Origin of the sequence: Streptomyces sp. NPDC048196 (assembly GCF_040652715.1) — a bacterium.
Lineage (GTDB): Bacteria > Actinomycetota > Actinomycetes > Streptomycetales > Streptomycetaceae > Streptomyces > Streptomyces siderophoricus.
Window position 1 is genome coordinate 23,235 of record NZ_JBEZMM010000061.1, and the last position, 17,220, is coordinate 40,454.

The 17,220-nt window shown below is 74.4% G+C and carries 12 protein-coding genes and 1 pseudogene; 11 read left to right on the forward strand and 2 right to left on the reverse strand.

Features of this window, described 5'->3' with window-relative positions; all coding sequences use genetic code 11:
- The first annotated feature begins 28 nt into the window (after window positions 1–28).
- Genes AB0E02_RS34560 through AB0E02_RS34575 form a run of 4 tightly spaced genes read left to right on the forward strand, consistent with a single transcriptional unit; the run spans window position 29 to window position 4,145 of the window.
- Window positions 29–994, forward strand: coding sequence for a sugar ABC transporter permease (locus AB0E02_RS34560; RefSeq protein WP_362147147.1), 966 nt, complete (start codon window positions 29–31; stop codon window positions 992–994).
- A 3-nt stretch (window positions 995–997) separates the two neighbouring features.
- Complete coding sequence (locus AB0E02_RS34565; RefSeq protein WP_362147150.1) at window positions 998–1,903, forward strand: carbohydrate ABC transporter permease; 906 nt, start codon at window positions 998–1,000, stop codon at window positions 1,901–1,903.
- A gap of 8 nt (window positions 1,904–1,911) precedes the next feature.
- Entirely contained in the window at window positions 1,912–3,165 is a 1,254-nt protein-coding gene (locus AB0E02_RS34570; RefSeq protein ID WP_362147152.1) for a 6-phospho-beta-glucosidase, read from the forward strand.
- On the forward strand, window positions 3,156–4,145 hold the full coding sequence (locus AB0E02_RS34575; RefSeq protein ID WP_362147155.1) for a BadF/BadG/BcrA/BcrD ATPase family protein: 990 nt from the start codon (window positions 3,156–3,158) through the stop codon (window positions 4,143–4,145). The genes AB0E02_RS34570 and AB0E02_RS34575 overlap by 10 nt, the downstream gene beginning before the upstream one ends.
- Before the next feature lie 272 nt (window positions 4,146–4,417).
- Here the strand turns inward: AB0E02_RS34575 and AB0E02_RS34580 are convergent, their stop codons facing one another.
- Window positions 4,418–4,747 (reverse strand): hypothetical protein, encoded by a 330-nt coding sequence (locus AB0E02_RS34580; RefSeq protein ID WP_362147158.1) that lies wholly within the window; start codon window positions 4,745–4,747, stop codon window positions 4,418–4,420.
- A 319-nt stretch (window positions 4,748–5,066) separates the two neighbouring features.
- Window positions 5,067–5,759, reverse strand: a complete 693-nt coding sequence (locus AB0E02_RS34585) for a FadR/GntR family transcriptional regulator (RefSeq protein ID WP_362147161.1) — start codon at window positions 5,757–5,759, stop codon at window positions 5,067–5,069.
- Window positions 5,760–6,266: 507 nt separating this feature from the next.
- Here AB0E02_RS34585 and AB0E02_RS34590 point away from each other — a divergent pair.
- The 7 genes and pseudogenes from AB0E02_RS34590 (at window position 6,267) to AB0E02_RS34620 (ending at window position 16,640) form a co-directional block, all read left to right on the forward strand.
- Window positions 6,267–7,640 (forward strand): hypothetical protein, encoded by a 1,374-nt coding sequence (locus AB0E02_RS34590; protein ID WP_362147163.1) that lies wholly within the window; start codon window positions 6,267–6,269, stop codon window positions 7,638–7,640.
- Window positions 7,641–7,909: 269 nt separating this feature from the next.
- The gene (locus tag AB0E02_RS34595) at window positions 7,910–8,938 is read left to right on the forward strand and encodes a glutamate ABC transporter substrate-binding protein (RefSeq protein ID WP_362147166.1); all 1,029 of its coding nucleotides are present in this window, start codon (window positions 7,910–7,912) and stop codon (window positions 8,936–8,938) included.
- A gap of 273 nt (window positions 8,939–9,211) precedes the next feature.
- Window positions 9,212–10,504: a hypothetical protein gene (locus tag AB0E02_RS34600; protein ID WP_362147169.1), complete on the forward strand. Its 1,293-nt coding sequence runs from the start codon at window positions 9,212–9,214 to the stop codon at window positions 10,502–10,504.
- A complete protein-coding gene (locus AB0E02_RS34605) occupies window positions 10,501–13,104 on the forward strand; it encodes a tetratricopeptide repeat protein (RefSeq protein WP_362147172.1) in 2,604 nt (867 codons plus the stop codon). Before AB0E02_RS34600 ends, AB0E02_RS34605 begins: the two co-directional genes overlap by 4 nt.
- Before the next feature lies 1 nt (window position 13,105).
- A complete protein-coding gene (locus tag AB0E02_RS34610) occupies window positions 13,106–14,629 on the forward strand; it encodes a PP2C family protein-serine/threonine phosphatase (protein WP_362147174.1) in 1,524 nt (507 codons plus the stop codon).
- Window positions 14,630–14,756: 127 nt separating this feature from the next.
- A pseudogene (locus tag AB0E02_RS34615) lies at window positions 14,757–14,846 on the forward strand (hypothetical protein); the annotation flags it as partial.
- A gap of 114 nt (window positions 14,847–14,960) precedes the next feature.
- Window positions 14,961–16,640 carry an FHA domain-containing protein gene (locus AB0E02_RS34620; protein WP_362147177.1) on the forward strand — a complete coding sequence of 560 codons (1,680 nt, stop codon included), beginning with the start codon at window positions 14,961–14,963 and terminating at the stop codon, window positions 16,638–16,640.
- The last annotated feature ends 580 nt before the right edge of the window (window positions 16,641–17,220 follow it).

Sequence of the window (17,220 nt, forward strand, 5' to 3'; positions counted from 1 at the left end):
ACGGCCGGTGAACCGACGGAGAACCGCCATGGCACCCACGACCACCGCCCCCGCACCGGCGCCTGCCCTCCGGCGCAGACGCGCCCGCGAACGCCTGCGCATCCTCGGCTTCCTCTCCCCGTGGCTGGTCGGATTCTCGGTGTTCTTCGGCTATCCGCTGCTCGCCACCGGCTATTTCTCCGTCATGCACTACAACCAGATCGAACCGCCCGAATTCGTGGGCCTGCGGAACTGGAAATACGTCCTCACACAGATGCCACTGCTCGGCCCGGCCCTGTGGAACACGCTGTGGCTGGTCGTCGTGATGGTCGCCCTGCGGGTGGTGTTCGGCCTGGGCATCGGCCTGCTCGTCACCAAAATCAAAACCGGCGCCGGATTCTTCCGCACCGCCTTCTACCTGCCCTATCTGGCGCCGCCGGTGGCCGCCACCGTCGCCTTCGTCTTCCTCCTCAATCCCGGCACCGGACCCGTCAACGAGATCCTCGGCACGCTCGGCATTCCCGCACCGTCCTGGTTCAACGATCCCGACTGGGCCAAACCCTCGCTGGTGATGCTGTCGCTGTGGGGCATCGGCGACCTGATGGTGATCTTCATGGCGGCGCTGCTGGACGTGCCGAAGGAGCAGTACGAGGCCGCCGAACTGGACGGCGCGGGCGCCTGGGGGAAGTTCCGGTACGTCACCTGGCCGTCGATCACCCCGATCGTGCTGTTCGCGGTGGTCACCGGCGTCGTCCAGACCATGCAGTACTACACCCAGGCGCTGGTGGCCGGAAAGCTCGCCTCCGGGGTCTCCATCGGGCCCGGCACCGTCATCCAGCCCGGCTACCCCGACCACGCCACCCTCACCGTCCCGCAGCTCGTCTACTCCCTCGGCTTCCAGAACTTCAACACCGGCGCGGCGTGCGTGCTCTCCCTGGTGCTCTTCGTCCTCGCCATGGCCGTCACCACCCTGCTGATGCGCAAGCGCGCCGGCCTGCTCCCGGCGGAGGACTGACCGATGACCACCACCCTCAGCGCCCGCCCCGCCCCGGTCCGGACCGGCCGCACCGGCGACGGCACCGCCCGCACCCGCGCCCGCCGCACCCGGCTGCTGCACTGGATCGCGGTGCACACCGTCGCCGTCGCCGCCGCCCTCTTCTTCGTGCTCCCCTTCGTCTTCGTGTTCCTGACGTCCGTGATGAGCGACGGCCAGGCCATGAGCGGCGAGCTGTGGCCGGACCGCTGGCACTGGTCCAACTACCTGACGGTCTTTGGGACCCCCGGATTCCTGGACTGGTGGAAGAACTCCCTCATCTACGCGGGCCTGGGCACCCTCTTCACGGTCTGCTCGGCCGTGCCCGTCGCCTACGCACTCGCCAAGTTCCGCTTCCGCGGCCGCCGCACCGCGCTCGTCCTCGTCCTCGCCACCATGATGCTGCCGCCACAGGTCGTCGTGATCCCGATGTACCTGGTGTGGGCCCAGCAGTTCCACCTGGCCGGCTCGCTGTGGCCGCTGATCATCCCGATGGCGTTCGGCGACGCGTACTCCATCTTCCTGCTGCGGCAGTTCCTGCTGACCGTCCCGCAGGAGTATCTGGAATCGGCGAAGGTCGACGGCTGCGGGGAACTGCGCACCCTGCTGAGGATCGTCGTACCGATGGCCCGACCGGGCATCGCCGCCATCGCCCTCTTCCAGTTCTTCTTCTGCTGGAACGACTACTTCGGCCCGCAGATCTACGCCGCGCAGAACCCCGCCGCCTGGACGCTCTCCTACGGACTGGAGTCCTTCAAGAGCGCCCACAGCGTCAACTGGAACCTCACCATGGCCGCGACGCTGCTGGTCATGGCGCCCGTGATCCTCGTTTTCTTCTTCGCGCAGAAGGCCTTCGTCGAAGGCGTCACCCTCACCGGAGTAAAGGGCTGAGAACGGATATGAAGCTCGCAGTGGTCGGCGGCGGATCGACCTACACCCCCGAACTCATCGACGGCTTCGCCCGGTTGCGGGACGCGCTGCCGCTGGTCGAACTCGTCCTCGTCGACCCGGCACAGGACCGGCTGGAAAGGGTGGGCGGCCTGGCCCGGCGGATCTTCGCCAGACAGGGCCACCCGGGCCGGATCACCTGGACCGACGACCTGGACGCCGGTATCGACGGTGCCGACGCCGTCCTGCTCCAGCTGCGCATCGGCGGGCAGGCCGCCCGCAACCAGGACGAGACCTGGCCGCTGGAGTGCGGCTGTGTCGGCCAGGAGACCACCGGCGCCGGCGGCCTCGCCAAGGCGCTGCGGACCGTGCCCGTCGTCCTCGACATCGCCGAACGCATCCGCCGCACCAACCCGGACGCCTGGATCGTCGACTTCACCAACCCGGTCGGCATCGTCACCCGCGCACTGCTGCAGGCCGGCCACAAGGCCGTCGGCCTGTGCAACGTGGCGATCGGCTTCCAGCGGAAGTTCGCCACACTGCTGGGCGTCGCCCCCGACGAGGTCGTCCTGGAGCACATCGGGCTCAACCACCTCACCTGGGAGCGGTCGGTCCGCGTCGCCGGCGAGGACGTCCTCCCCAAGCTCCTCACCGAGCACGCCGACGCCCTCGCCGCCGATCTGCGCCTCCCCCGAAACGTCCTGGACCGCCTCGGCACCATCCCCTCCTACTACCTGCGCTACTACTACCAACACGACGCCGTCGTCGAGGAGTTGCGCGGCAAACCGTCCCGGGCCGCCGAGGTCGCCGCCATCGAACAGCAGCTGCTCGCCCACTACGCCGACCCCACGCTCGACGAGAAACCGGAACTGCTGTCCCGGCGCGGCGGCGCCTACTACTCCGAGGCGGCGGTGGCGCTGACCTCGTCCCTGCTGGCGGACACCGGCGACACCCAGGTCGTCAACGCCCTCAACAACGGCACGCTGCCCTTCCTCCCCGACGACGCGGTCATCGAGGTCCCCGCCACCGTGGACGCGACCGGCGCCACCCCCCTCCCCGTACGCCCCCTGGAGCCCCTCTACGCCGGCCTGATCGCCCATGTCACCGCCTACGAGCAACTGGCCCTGGACACCGCGCTGCACGGCGGCCGCGACCGGGTCTTCGCCGCGCTGCTCTCCCACCCCCTCATCGGCCAGATCGACCGCGCCGACCGGCTCACCGACCTGCTGATCGCGCACAACCGGGAGCACCTCACGTGGGCCTGACCGGTACGGCACTCGCCATCGACGCGGGCAACAGCAAGACCGACGTGGCGCTGGTGTCCACCGACGGCCACCTGCTCGGCTCGGCGCGCGGCGGTGGTTTCCAGCCACCGGTGGTCGGCACCGTCCGCGCCGTCGACACCCTCGCCCCCCTGGTGACGGCCGCCCTCGCAGAAGCGGGACTGTCCCCTCCCGTCGACCACCTCTCCGCCTTCCTCGCCAACGCCGACTTCCCGGCGGAGGAGGAGGCCCTGGCCGCGGAGATCACCGCCCGCGGCTGGGCCCGTACGGTGTCCGTCCGCAACGACACCTTCGCGCTGCTGCGGGCCGGACTGCCCGACGACGGGGAGCCGGTGGGGGTGGCGGTGGTGTGCGGGGCCGGCATCAACTGCGCGGGCCTGGGCCGCGGCGGAGCCACCGCCCGCTTCCCCTCCGTCGGGCGGATCTCCGGCGACTGGGGCGGCGGCGCGCACCTCGCCGACGAGGCACTGTGGTCGGCGGCCCGCGCCGAGGACGGCCGCGGCGCCCGCACCGAACTCGCCCGCGCCCTGCCCGCCCACTTCGGCCTGCCCACCATGGCCGAGCTGATCGAGGCCCTCCACCTGGGCGGCATCCCCCCGCACCGCCGCCACGAACTCACTCCGCTGCTGTTCACCGTGGCGGCCGACGGCGACCCGATCGCCCGCACCCTCGTCGCCCGCCAGGCCGAGGAGATCGCCGCCATGGCCACCGTCGCCCTGCACCGCCTGGACCTCCTCGCCGACCCCACCCCCGTCGTCCTGGGCGGCAGCGTCCTGGCCGCCCGCCACCCCCTCCTCCACGACCACCTCACCCACCTCCTGTCCGAACGCGCCCCCAAGGCCGTCCCCCACGTCCTCACCACCCCACCCGTCCTGGGCGCCGCCCTCGCCACCCTGGACCGGACAACGCCCCACCCGGACGCTTACGCCCGCCTGCGGGCGGCGTATGAGCGTGGTGCATGAACGCGGCGTAGGGGCGCGGCGTAGGGGCGAACAGGGCGTGGGCTGGGGGGATGAGCGGCTTGGCGGGCGGGGCCTCCAGCCGCCGGGCCTCCGCGCCGCCGGGCCTCTGCGCCGCCGGGCCTCCGCGCCTCCGCGCCGCCGGGCCTCCGCGCCTCCGCGCCTCCAGGCCGCCGGGCCTCCGCGCCGCCGGGCCTCCGCGCCTCCAGCTCCCCCCCCCCCCGCCCCCCACCGGATACCCGGTTGCCCTCCGCCCCTCCGCCCCCGATCTCAGGTCAGCCCACCCGCACCCCATCCCCCCGGCGGGTCTCCGTGCGTTCGCCCGGGGCCAGGACGAGGGGCGGTGGCAGGTCGTTCGGGGGTGCGGTGGCGGGGTGCGAGGGGTTGCTCTCCGTGAGAATAGTGATGGGGTGGGTGGTGTTGTTGATGACGACGGTCGGGGTGCCGTCCGAGCGGTGGTCGAGGGGGTAGGTGCCGTGTGGGTCGATGTACGTCGTGCTGCCGATGGTCAGGAATCCGCTGGCCAGGGGGCCGGTTAGGGGAGGCGGCGGGTCGGCGTGGAGGGGGTTGGCGAGTGGGGCGAGGAGTGCGCGGATGCGGTTCATGATGAGCTCCCGATCTTGGGGCGCGGTGGTCAGGTCGGCCGATTCCGCGCTCGACTGCTCTTGCGTTCGTTACTGAGAGTAGTCGAGGGAGGGCGGCGGTGGTAGGGGCGCGCGGAGCGAGGAAGGGGCGTGGAGGTGGGACGTATGCGCCCCGCGCCCCCTTGGGGTGACGACCCGACCGTCGAGAGAGGCTCAGTCGTCGACCGGACAGTCGTCGAGAAGGGTTCGGTCGTCGACCGACAGTCGTCGAGGAGGGCCCAGGCGTCGAGGAGGGCCCGGGCATCGAGGAGGGCTCAGTCGTGAGTGCCAGTCGTGAGTGTCAGTCGTCAAGGGGAAGGGCCAGATCGCGTACGTGGCCGGCGAGGAGGAGGACGGCGGCGTCTACGGCGGCCTGGGGGTCCTGGGCGCGGATGGCGTCGGTGAGCCGGGAGTGCGGGTCGGTGGGGGCCGCGGTGGCGGTGTCCAGGCAGGCGGCGCGGCGGAGTTCTTCGCGTAGGGCGGCGCTGAGGGAGCGGTAGATGTCGGCGAGCACCGGGTTGTCGCCGGCCTCCGCGACCAGGACGTGGAACTCCGCGTCGGCCGCGGTGAAGTTCTCGGCGTCCTGGGCGGCGAGCGCGGCGTTTCGGCGTCCCAGTGCGGCCTCGATGCCGGCGAGTTGGGCGTCCGTGCGGTGCTTGGCGGCCTGGCGGGCGGCGACCACGTCGAGGCCCTGGCGGACCTGGGTGACGTGGCTGAGCTCGGCGCGTTCGAGGCGTCGGCGGAGGGCCACCGCGCTGTCGTCGTCGGAGATCACGAAGGTGCCGTCGCCCTGCCGGGGTTCGAGGAGGCCGGAGTGGACCAGTGAGCGGACGGCCTCGCGGACCGAGGCGCGGCTGACACCGAGGGATTCGGAGAGGGCGTTCTCGGGCGGGATGCGGGTGCCCACCGGCCAGGTGCCGTTCACGATCTGGGAGCGGATCTCGTCGGTCGCGGTCTCCACGAGCGACACCCTGCCCTTGCGGACGGGCTGCATGAGATCACTTCCCTTCGGGTGGTGGGCGGTCGGCCCGGTGCGGTGGCGGACGATCTCGGGCGATCGCCCCGGGTGGTGGGCCATTGACCCCGGTAGGGGCCGTCGGCCCGGTGCGGTGGGCCATCGGCCCGGGTGGTGGGCGATCGCCCCGGGTGGTGGGCCATCGGCCCGGGTAGGCGGCGTCGACGGAACGGAACGGTGCGGCATCCGTACCGGTCATGGGGTTGTGCGGGCTCCCGCCGGCACTGCGGGGTCCGGCCGTCACTTTAGTGCGGTGGCGGCGGGCCGGGGTCGTGCGCCGGTCCACCTGTGCCGTCGGCTCGTGGGACCGCTGTGCGCCGGTGGCGAGGGCGTCCGGGGCAAGATCGAGCCAATCGCGGTGTGCGTGTCGGTGGCGGCGGACATACTGCTGCCCATGCACCGGTCCTTGTCGTGAGCGCGTTCGGGCGCCGCGTACGGGCGGGCCGGTGACGTGTCAGCGCCCCAGGGGGAGGATCTGTGTCGTCCGTGCCGACCAGCAGCGTGGCGCCGCCCGCTCCGGCGCGCCGTCCGGCCTGGGCCGAAGGGCTGGACGAGCTGCGCGCCGCGGCGACGACCGAGCCGGGGCGGCTGCGGGTGATCGGGGCGGTGCTGGCGCTGCTGGTGCTGGTCTTCGGGGCGGCCGCGGCGTGGCAGGTCGCGGACCGGGCGGCGGCCGCGGACGACGTGGTGGAGCGCAGCCAGCCGCTGACGGCGGACGCCGCGAGCATCTACCGGTCGCTGGCGGACGCCGACACCACGGCCGCCGGCGGGTTCCTGGCCGGCGGGAAGGGCGATGCGGCGACCCGGCAGCGGTACGGCAAGGACATCGCCACCGCGGCGGAGCTGCTCACGAAGGCGGCGCAGAGTGCCCGGAGTTCGGACGGCGCGGGCGAGCAGATCGCCCGGCTCAACCGCGGGTTGCCGCAGTACACGGGGCTGGTGGAGACGGCGCGGGCGAACAACCGGCAGGGGCTGCCGCTGGGCGGGGCGTATCTGCGGTATGCGAACGAGCGGATGCGGACGGAACTCCTCCCCGCCGCCCGGGCGTTGTACGAGGCGGAATCCGACCGGCTGGCGGCGGACTACGCCGATGCCAAAGCCTGGCCGTGGGCGGCGCTGGTGGCGGGGGTGCTGGCGGTGGCGGCGCTGGGATGGGCGCAGCGGCGGCATTACCGGCGGACGAACCGCGTGTTCAACCGCGGGCTGCTGGCCGCCACGGCCGCTTCCGTGGCGGTGTTGTTGTGGCTGGTGGTGGGGCATGCGGTGGCGCGTGCGGGGCTGACGGAGTCGTACGAGCACGGCGCCCGGTCGTTGCGGGTGCTCAATGAGGCGCGGATCGATGCGTTGCAGGCGCGCGGGGACGAGAATCTGACGCTGGTGGCGCGCGGTGCGGTGCTCACGGGTGATCAGCAGGACTTCTACGAGTCCGGCTTCCGTACCGGGATGACGGATCTCGCGGGGGCGGGTGAGCGGGGTCCGGCGGCGGCCCGGAGCCGGTTGGGGGCGGCGCTGGCGCTGGCGGACGACGAGGCGGGGCGGGCGCCGGTGCGCGCCGCGCTGGTGTCCGTACGCCAGTGGCAGGTGCGGCATGCCGAGGCGCGGGCGGCGGACGAGAAGGGGGATTACGAGCGGGCGCTGGCGAAGGTGGTCGGCGGGGCGGGTTCGACGGGTGAGTCCTTCGACCGGGTGGCGGCGGGGCTTTCCCGGGCGCTGGTGCACGAGCAGGCGGAGTTCCGGACGGCGGCGGACGCCGGGCGGGGGGCGCTGGGCGGAATGCCGGTGGGTGCGGGGGCGTTGACGCTGGTGGGGGCGCTGGGCGCGGTGCTGGGGATCGGGCGCAGGCTGGCGGAGTACCGATGAGCGGCGAACGACCGGCCGGTGGCAGGGGGCCGGTGGGCGGCGACCGACCGGCTGGCGGCACAGTACCGGTGAGGGGCGAACGACCGGCTGGCGGCACAGTACCGGTGAGGGGCGAACGACCGGCTGGTGGCAGAGGGCCGGAGAGCGGCGGAGGACCGGTTGGCAGCAAGCGACCGGTGGGCGGAGTACCGGTGGGCGGCGAACGACCGGTGGACAGTGAAATGCCGCTGGGTGGCGGGGCGGCGGGGAGAAGGCGTGGTGAGGGGGGCATGAGCGTGCGCCGGCGGGTGCTGGGCAATCTGCGGGCCGTCCTGGCGCCGGTCGCGGCGGGCATGGGGGTGATGGCGGCCGCGGCGGCGGTGCTGGTGCCGACGCTGGCCGGCGGGTCCGGTGCCGTGGGCGGCGGTGCGGGCCGGGCCTCGACGCCCGTGGTGACGCACCCGGCGTACGGGCCGGGGACGGCGTCGGGCACGTCCCCCGCGGCGGGGTGCACGCCGCGGAACGCCGCGGAGAGCCTGCGGCCGTCGTCGGACGACGGGCCGGCGGTGGCGCGGATCAAGGAGCGGGGCCAGCTGGTCGTCGGGGTCGACCAGAACACCTACCGGTGGGGCTACCGCGATCCGGCGACCGGCAAGCTGGCGGGCTTCGACATCGATCTGGCGCGGGCGATCGCCACGGACATATTGGGGCCGGACGCGAAGGTGGTGTTCAAGGCGGTACCGACCGACCAGCGGATCCCGGCGCTGCAGAAGCGCCGGGTCGACATGGTGGTGCGGACGATGACGATCAACTGCGCGCGCAAGAAGCTGGTGGCGTTCTCGACGTCGTACTTCCAGGGCGGGCAGCAGGTGCTGGCGCCGAAGGCGTCGGCCGTCAAGGCGTTCGACGATTCGCTGCGCGGCAAGCGGGTGTGTACGGCGGCCGGTTCGACGGGTGAGGCGGAGCTGGCGGCGCGGCCGCACGGCGCGAAGGTGCTGAAGGTGCCGAACCAGCTCGACTGCCTGGTGCGGCTCCAGTTGGGCCAGGCGGACGCGGTGGTCACCGACAATGCGCTGGCCGCGGCGCAGGCGGCGCAGGATCCGGCGGTGGAGCTGAAGGGCCGGCCGTTCACGGACGAGCCGTACGGGGTGGCGATGAACGAGGACGACACGGATCTGGTGCGCCGGGTCAACAAGGTCCTGGACGACTACCGGGCCGGCGGGGCGCCCGACGGTCCGTGGATGCGGGCGTACCGCAAGTGGCTGAAGGCCGATCTGCCGGACATATCGGGGCCGCCGTCGCCCGAGTACAGCGACTGATCCCCTGCGCGCCACTACGAAGCGTCGAAGCCGGCCCGTGGCGCGACAACAGCCCGGGGTCTCCCAGGCGCCCCGGAACGTCAACAACGGCCCGACGAAAGTCAAGAGGCCCCCCGGGAGCGGTGTCACCCGGCTGATCGCCCCACGAAGTGCCCGATGCCGTCACTATGGAAAGCGGACAGAACAGGAGGCGGAGGGAGCCGGACCGCAGCAGCCGCGCGGACTCGGTCGCAGCAATCGCCGTGCAGCGTACGCGTATTGGAGAGGTGATCGATGGGGGTCCCTGGACCTGTGCCCGGTGCCGCGGGGAGTTCCGACGCCCCGGTGCTGGGCCTGGAGGAGGTGGACCGCGCCCTGGCGCGGCTCGGCGCCGAGTACGAGGCGATCGAGACCTCACTGCTGGCGCTGCAGGACCATGCCGGGCGCCGGCTGCTGGAGGGCGCGGATCTGTCGGGCACCACGAAGGAGCGCTGGGCCGCCACGGAGCGGTCCATCACGGTGCTGTGGGCGCTGTTCGACGCGTATACGGGGGCGTTGGCGGCGGCGCGGGAGCTGCGGGCGCGGCGGCGCTGGCCGTCCCCGGAGGACCTGGCGGCGCTGACGGAGCTGCTGCACGGCGCCGGGGTGACGGTGCCGGGGGTGAGCGGGCCGGGTGAGCGGTACTGCCTGGAGGAGCTCGTGGCGCGGATGAACGGGCTGTACGCGCGCTCCCTGGACGTGATCGTGGCGGCCGACGCGGTGTGGTCGGCGCTGCCGGCCCGGATAGACCTGCTGTCGGCCGAGTTGCAGCGGACCCGGTCGCTGGCGCATTCGGTGGGCGTGCGGCCCGGTGAGCATCCGGCCGGCGACGACCTGGAGCGGATCACGGGCGAGCTGGCGCGACTGCGGGCGCAGGTGATCGCCGATCCGCTGGCGTTCTGGGTGTCGTCGTCGACGGGGAGTTCGGCGCCGGGCGGCGGCCGGCCGGACACCGCGCGCTACGACCGTGCGGCGCGGGCGCTGGAGGACATCCGGCGGGAGGTGGCGGCGGTGCTGGACGTCCGGCAGGACGCCGAGCAGCGGCTGATGCAGCTGCGGGACGTGCTGTCGCGGGCGGACCGGACGCTGACCGAGGCGCGGCAGGCGCGCGGCGAGGTGCTGGCGAAGATCGCCGCGTCGGAGGTGCCGGCGGTCAGCGGCCCGTCGACGGCGCTGCACGAGCAGCTGGCGGCGGCCGCGGAGTACCGCCGGCGGGCGCAGTGGCACCGACTGTCGCCGCTGCTGGACAGCCTGGAGGAGCGGGCGGAGGACGAACTGCAGCGGGCCCGCGAGTCGTTGACGGCGGTGACCGCGCCGCTGGCCGTGCGGGCGGAGCTGCGCGGCCGGCTGGACGCGTGCCGGGCGCGGGTGGCGCGGCACGGCCTGGCGGAGGATCCGCTGCTGGTGGAGCGGTACGACCTCGCGCGGCGGATGCTGTGGAGCGCGCCGTGCGATCTGCGGGCGGCGGAGCAGGCGGTGTGGCGCTATCAGCAGGCGGCGGCGGAGGTGCTGGCTCCGCAGGCGCCGGAGGGCAGGGGGGATTCGTGACGGAGCGGGCCGGTGAGCGCTGCCAGCGGCGGGACTGTGCGGGCGGCTACGAGGACGTCGGCGGCGGTGAGCGGTACTGCGACGTGTGCGGGCTGCCGCCGGTGGTGTCGCCGGACGGGCTGCTGGCGGCGCCGCCGACGGGCATCACCGGCCGGGCGTTCCTGGCCGGTCCGACGGAACGGGAGGCGGCCGGGGCGCTGCTGACCGTCCCCTCCCCCGGACCGGGTGCCGGTGCGAGGGCGTCCGGCCGGATCCCCGGGTCCCGGCGGCCGGTGTCGCGGCGTTCGGTGTCCGGGCGGCTGCCGCGCGAGGGGTCCGGCGGGGCGGCGCGCGGGGTGGCGGCGGTGTCGGTGCGCGGGTCCGGCGGCGGGGCGTCGTCCGGGTCGGCGCGGGGACGGCTGGGCGCGGGTCTGGTGGCGGTGCCGCAGGTGCCGCGGCCCGATCCGCGGGCGGCGGTGCTGGCGCATCCGGAGGTGCCCGAGCGCAAGCGGTTCTGCAGCCGGGCGGACTGCGGGGCGCCGGTGGGCCGTTCGCGCGAGGGCCGGCCGGGCCGCTCGGAGGGCTTCTGCGGCAAGTGCGGCCATCCGTACAGCTTCGTCCCGAAGTTGCGGCCCGGGGAGCGGGTGCACGGCCAGTACGAGGTCGTGGGCTGTCTGGCGCACGGCGGGCTGGGCTGGATCTATCTGGCCATCGACCGGGCGGTGTCGGACCGCTGGGTGGTGCTCAAGGGCCTGCTGGACACCGGCGACGAGGAGGCGCTGGCGGTCGCGATGTCCGAGCGGCGGTTCCTGGCGGAGATCGAGCACGCCAACATCGTGCGGATCTACAACTTCGTGCAGCACCTCGACCGGGATACGGGCAGCCTCGACGGCTACATCGTCATGGAGTACGTCGGCGGCAAGTCGCTCAAGGACATCGCCAACGACCGGCGGACGCCCGAGGGGAGGCGCGATCCGCTGCCGGTCGCGCAGGCCTGCGCGTACGGCATCGAGGCGCTGGAGGCGCTCGGCCATCTGCACAGCCGCGGCTACCTGTACTGCGACTTCAAGGTCGACAACGCCATCCAGCAGCACGACCAGCTCAAGCTGATCGACATGGGCGCGGTGCGCCGGATGGACGACCACGAGAGCCCGATCTACGGGACGATCGGCTATCAGGCGCCGGAGATGGCCGCGCTGGGCCCGTCGGTCGCCTCCGACCTGTACACCGTCGCGCGCACCCTCGCCGTCCTCACCTTCGACTTCCAGGGCTACACCAACGTCTTCGCCGATTCGCTGCCCGATCCGGACCACATCGAGGTGTTCCGCACCTACGAGTCGTTCTACCGGCTGCTGGTGCGCGCCACGGACCCGGACCGCGACCGCCGGTTCGGCTCGGCCCAGGAGATGGCCGAGCAGCTGACGGGCGTGCTGCGGGAGGTGGTGGCGGTCCGGTCGGGCGAGCCGCGGCCGGCGCTGTCGCAGCTGTTCGGCCCGGAGCTGCGGGCGGCGGACACCGAGCTGCTGGCGCCGCAGGAGGGCGACAGTTCGCTGCTGGGGGCGCGCGGCACGGCCCCGGACCGGGCCGCGGAGGCGGCGGGCGGCGGGCCGGTGCTGCGGCCGCTGGAGGTGGCCGGTGCGGCACTCGCGCTGCCGGTGCCGCGGGTGGACCCGGACGACCCCGGGGCGGGGCTGCTGGCCGGCCTGCCGGCCGCCGCCCCGGCCGAACTTCTGGCCGCGCTGCGCGCCGCGCCCGTCGCCTCCCTGGAGATACGGCTGCGGGAGCTGCGCACCCACCTGGAGAACGGCGACGGCGCGGCCGCGCGGGCCGTACTGGACGAGGTGGCGGACCCGCCCGCCGGACCGTGGGACACCGCCGTACGGTCCGCGGAGGCGTCCGGTGACGGGCCGGGTGACCGGGGCACCGACTGGCGGGTGGTGTGGCATCGGGGTCTGCTGGCGCTGGCGACCGGCGACCGGGAGACCGCGGCGCTGGCCTTCGACGCGGTCTACGACGCGTTCCCGGGCGAGCCGGCACCCAAGCTGGCGCTGGGCCTGTGTGCCGAGCTGCTGGAGCAGTGGGACAACGCGGTGGAGTACTACCGCCTGGTGTGGGCGACCGACCGCAGTTACGTCAGTGCGGCGTTCGGGCTGGCGCGGGTGCGGCTGGCGGCGGGCGACCGGGCGGGCGCGGTCGAGGCCCTGGAGTCCGTCCCCGCGTCGTCCATCCACTACACCGCGGCGCGCATCGCGGCGGTCCGCGCGCGGCTGCGGCAGCGCCCGCCGGACGATCCGCTGTTGCCGGACCTGCGGGCGGCCGCCCAACAGGTCGAGGCACTCGCGGACTTCGGCCTGGACGCCGGACGGCGGGAACAACTCGCCACGGAGGTACTCGGCGCGGCTCTGGACTGGGTACTCTCCGGGAGCCACGGTGCCCGACCGGACGGTACGGCGGCCGGTGCCGGACCGCCGGTGCTGCTCGGCAGCCCGCTGGACGAGCGCGGGCTGCGGGTCGGCCTGGAACGGTCGTACCGCCTGCTGGCGCGGCTGGCGGAACGTGGTGAGAGAAGGATCGAACTGGTGGAACGGGCCAACCGCTTCCGCCCCAGGACATGGGTGTGACATGGGTGTGACTGGGCCGTTCCGGTGTGCGGGCTGCAACGAGCCGTACGAGGCGGCGGACAGGTTCTGCGGACGGTGCGGCGCCGCGCTGCCGGCGGCGGCCGGGACGCAGGCGACACAGGCGACGCCGACGACACAGGCGGCACAGGCGTCTTTGAAGCCGTCGGAGACTCCGGGGTCGCCGGATGTGCCGGAGACTTCGGAGCCGCCGGAGCCGCCGGAGCCGTCGGAGACTTCGGAGCCGTCGGCGTACGAACTGGCACCGCCCGCGCCTCCGGTGCCGCCGCGGCCCCCGGTGCCGCCCGTACCGCCCGCACCGCCCGTACCGCCCGCCGGCGGCTCCCCGGCCGGGCCGCCGCCGCCCGAGCCCGGCACCCGTCTGCCGGGTGCGGACGCGGGTCCGCCGGCCGGTCCGCTGGCCGGTCCGCCGACCGGTCCCCCGGCTGGTCCGCCGACCGGTCCGCCGGCCGATCCGCGGGTCGCCGGGTACGAGGCGGTCGCCGACGCCGCGGCCGGGGCGAACGCGGACGGGCCCGGCGCCGCCCCGGAAGAGCCGCCCTTCGATCCCCCGTCGGAACGGTCGCCGTTCGACCCGCCGTCGGGCGGCTCGCCCTTCGATCCCCCGCCGGCGCCGGCACCGCCCGTCGCCGCGCCCGCCCCGGAGGCGGCCCCGGAGCCCGTCGCCACGGGACCGGAACGGGACCACATGGAGCGGGAACTGGCCGGCATCGCGGCGGTCAGCGACCGGGGCCACCGCCACCACCGCAACGAGGACTTCTTCGCGCTGCGGGCCGCCGCGCTGCCGGACGGCGCGCCCGCCGTGGTGGCCGTGGTCTGCGACGGCGTCTCCTCGGCGACCCGCCCGGACGACGCGTCCCGGGCGGCGTCCGAGGCGGCCGGCGAGGCGCTGGCCGCGGCGCTGCCGCGCGGCACCCACCCCCAGCAGGCCATGCACGAGGCCATCCTGACCGCCTCAGCGGCGGTGGACGCACTCGCCGCCGACCCCTCGGTCGTGCACGACGAACACCGCCAGCAGAACGCCCCGGCCTGCACCTTCGTCGGCGTACTGGTCGGCGGGGAGCTGCTGACCGTCGGCTGGATCGGCGACAGCCGCGCGTACTGGATCCCCAACGACCGTACGGCGCCCCCCGTCCGGCTCACCGAGGACGACTCCTGGGCCGCGCAGATGGTCGCCAACAATCTGATGTCCGAGGAAGAGGCCAACGCCGACCAGCGGGCGCACGCCATCACCGGCTGGCTGGGCGCCGACGCCTACGAGGTCGAGCCGCACACCGCGTCGTTCAAGCCGGACGGCCCGGGCGTCGTGGTGGTCTGCACGGACGGGCTGTGGAACTACGCCGACACCGCGGAGCAGATGGCCGCGGTGCTGCCGTACGACGCGCCGGCCCGGCCGCTGCCGGCGGCCCGGGCGCTGGTCGCCCACGCGCTCGCCGGCGGCGGGCACGACAACGTCACCGTGGCGGTGGTGCCGTTCCCGGCGCCGGCCCCCGACCGGACGGGCTGAACCACCACAAGCCGGTCATCAAGGGAGGGATGACGGCTTATCGGAGGTTCGGCCCGATTCCGGCCGCGGAACGGGGACTTCGGGCGGTGTTGACCGGCCGTCCGGCGTCGCACGGAAGGAGGAGAGTGCGAAACTCCTTGCGAAGGTGGTGGGCGTCGTCAATGCGGCGCCCGGTACTGTGCGACGAAGGCGAAGGGTGCCGGGGCAGGCGGGATGACTCCCGCCGCACACGCCGCGCGCACCGTTCGCGCGAGGAATAAGCGACAGAGAACCACGATCAGTACCGAGCAGTACCAGCAACGCGAAACGGTACGGAGGGGGAAGAACCGACATGCCGACCTGCCCGAACGGCCACCAGTCGGTGGCCGAAGACTGGTGCGAGGTGTGCGGCCAGCGGATGCCGGGTGCTGTCCCCCCGCCGCCCTCCCTGCCTGCCGGCTTCCTGAACACACCACCGCCCGGCCAGCCGACCGGCCAACCCACCGGCCCGCCGCACGGCCAGCCGGGCCCGCCGCCCGGCGCCCCCGGCCCCGGCCCCGGCATCCCTGATCCGCAGGGCGCCCCCGGCGGCTACGGCTTCCCCCCGCCCGCGCCCGGCCCCGGCGGCCCCGGTCCCGGTGGCCCCGGCGCCCAGGGCGGCCAGGGCGGTTACGGCTTCCCGCCGCCGGCACCCGGTCCCGGCGGCCCCGGTCCCGGTGGCCCCGGCACCCAGGGCGGCCAGGGCGGTTACGGCTTCCCGCCGCCCGCACCCGGCCCCGGTGGCCCCGGCCCGGGCCCCGGTGGCCCCGGCCTCGGCCAGCCGATGCCCGGCCCCGGACCCGACCAGTCCGGTCCCGGCGCACCGGGCGAGCCGTGCCCGCAGTGCGGTACGCCGCGGGACGGGGTGGCACCGTTCTGCGCCGAGTGCCGCTACAACTTCCTCACCAACTCCCCCATGTCTTACGCCCCGCCCGGCCAGCCCATGGGCCAGCAGCCCGGCCCGCCGCCCGGCATGCCCGGCCCCGGCGGCCCCGGCCCCGGTGGCCCCGGCACCCAGGGCGGCCAGGGCGGTTACGGCTTCCCGCCGCCCGCACCCGGCCCCGGTGGCTTCGGCCCGGGTCCCGGTGGCCCCGGCCCCGGTCAGCCGATGCCCGGCCCCGGCGGCCAGGACGGTCAGGGCGGTTACGGCTTCCCGCCGCCGCAGCCCCAGCAGCCGCAGGGCATGCCGCCCGGTCCCGGCCAGCCCGGCCCCGGTGGCTTCCCCGGGCAGCCCGGCCCGCCGCCCGGCATGCCCGGCCCCGGCCCGGCCGGGCAGCCCGGCCCGCCCCCGCCGCAGCAGGTCGACGACTGGCCGCTGACCCCGCCCGCCGCCCAGGGCCCGCCGCCGATGGCACCCGCGCCTCCGGGCCCCGGCCCGCAGGCACCGTTCGAGCAGCAGCCGCCCGCACCGTTCCCGCCGCAGCAGCCCGGCCCGTACGACCAGCAGCCCGGTCCGTACGACCAGCAGCCGCCGCCCCCGTTCGAGCAGCAGATGCCGCCGCAGGGGCCCGGGCCGGACCAGCAGTGGAACGGCGGTCCCGCCCAGGGCCCCGCCGCGCCGCCGCAGGGCCCGCCGCCGGTCGTCGGTGACGGCTGGGTGGTGGCGATCGCCCCGGACCGCGAGTACTTCATGGCCATGATGGGCCGCAGCGGCCCGGAGGCGGCGGGGCTCAACCTGCCCTCGTACTCCCCGGAGCAGGTGCTGGCGCTCGCCAACGGCCAGCTCGCGGTGGGCCGCCGCCGCAACAGCACCGGCGAGTCCCCGGACATCGACCTGGGCAGCCCGCCGGAGGACCCGGGCGTCTCGCACCAGCACGCGCTGCTGGTGCAGCAGCAGGACGGCAGCTGGGCGGTGGTGGACCAGAACTCCACCAACGGCACCACGATCAACCTCGCCGAGGACCCGATCCAGCCGTACGTACCGGTGCCGCTCCACGAGGGCGACCGGGTACACGTGGGCGCTTGGACAACCCTCACGGTGCGGCGCGGCTGAGTTCCTTCCCCCTTACCCGTCTCTCCCGCCGCGGGGCGCTGCGCTTTGCGGCGCCTCCCACGTACCCGTCTGCGGCGTCGCGGGTGGTCTCGCCGTTGCGCGCTTTGCGGCGCCCCCTACGTACCCGTCTCTCCCGCCGCGGGGCTTGGTCGCCGTTGCGCCTGCGGCGGGCTGGGTTTGTGGTGGGTGCGGTGACGGACCTCCGGGGCCGTTTGTGTGGACTGCTGACGCTTTACGTCCACACAACCGGCCCCTCCGGCCCGTCCCCTCCCGCTGGAGGGAGTGTGCGGGTAAGTGGGGGCGCGCGTTGTGGCACGTACACCTGACATCGCCAGTGAGCGGGAATAGCTCCGCCCGCGTGTCCGGTTGTGGCCCCGCAGGGGGCCCTCGCGACCCTTACGGGATCTGTTCGACCATCCCCTACGGGTTCCAAGGGCCCCTTGCACCCCTAACGCCCACCCCCACCGACCTCTTCCCACTCCCCTCAACGGGAGGGGACGGGCCGGAGGGGCCGGTGTTTGGGACGTAAAGCGACAGCAGTCCCAAACACCCGCCCCCCAGGCCCGTCACCGCACCCAAC

Bases quoted from the DNA above. Each gene is read 5' to 3' on its own strand.
- AB0E02_RS34565 (WP_362147150.1), top strand. From the start codon at position 998: ATGACCACCACCCTCAGCGCCCGCCCCGCCCCGGTCCGGACCGGCCGC.
- AB0E02_RS34580 (WP_362147158.1), bottom strand. From the start codon at position 4,747: ATGAACCGCATCCGCGCACTCCTCGCCCCACTCGCCAACCCCCTCCAC.
- AB0E02_RS34585 (WP_362147161.1), bottom strand. From the start codon at position 5,759: ATGCAGCCCGTCCGCAAGGGCAGGGTGTCGCTCGTGGAGACCGCGACC.
- AB0E02_RS34620 (WP_362147177.1), top strand. From the start codon at position 14,961: ATGCCGACCTGCCCGAACGGCCACCAGTCGGTGGCCGAAGACTGGTGC.
- AB0E02_RS34610 (WP_362147174.1), top strand. From the start codon at position 13,106: ATGGGTGTGACTGGGCCGTTCCGGTGTGCGGGCTGCAACGAGCCGTAC.
- AB0E02_RS34595 (WP_362147166.1), top strand. From the start codon at position 7,910: ATGAGCGTGCGCCGGCGGGTGCTGGGCAATCTGCGGGCCGTCCTGGCG.
- AB0E02_RS34600 (WP_362147169.1), top strand. From the start codon at position 9,212: ATGGGGGTCCCTGGACCTGTGCCCGGTGCCGCGGGGAGTTCCGACGCC.
- AB0E02_RS34560 (WP_362147147.1), top strand. From the start codon at position 29: ATGGCACCCACGACCACCGCCCCCGCACCGGCGCCTGCCCTCCGGCGC.
- AB0E02_RS34570 (WP_362147152.1), top strand. From the start codon at position 1,912: ATGAAGCTCGCAGTGGTCGGCGGCGGATCGACCTACACCCCCGAACTC.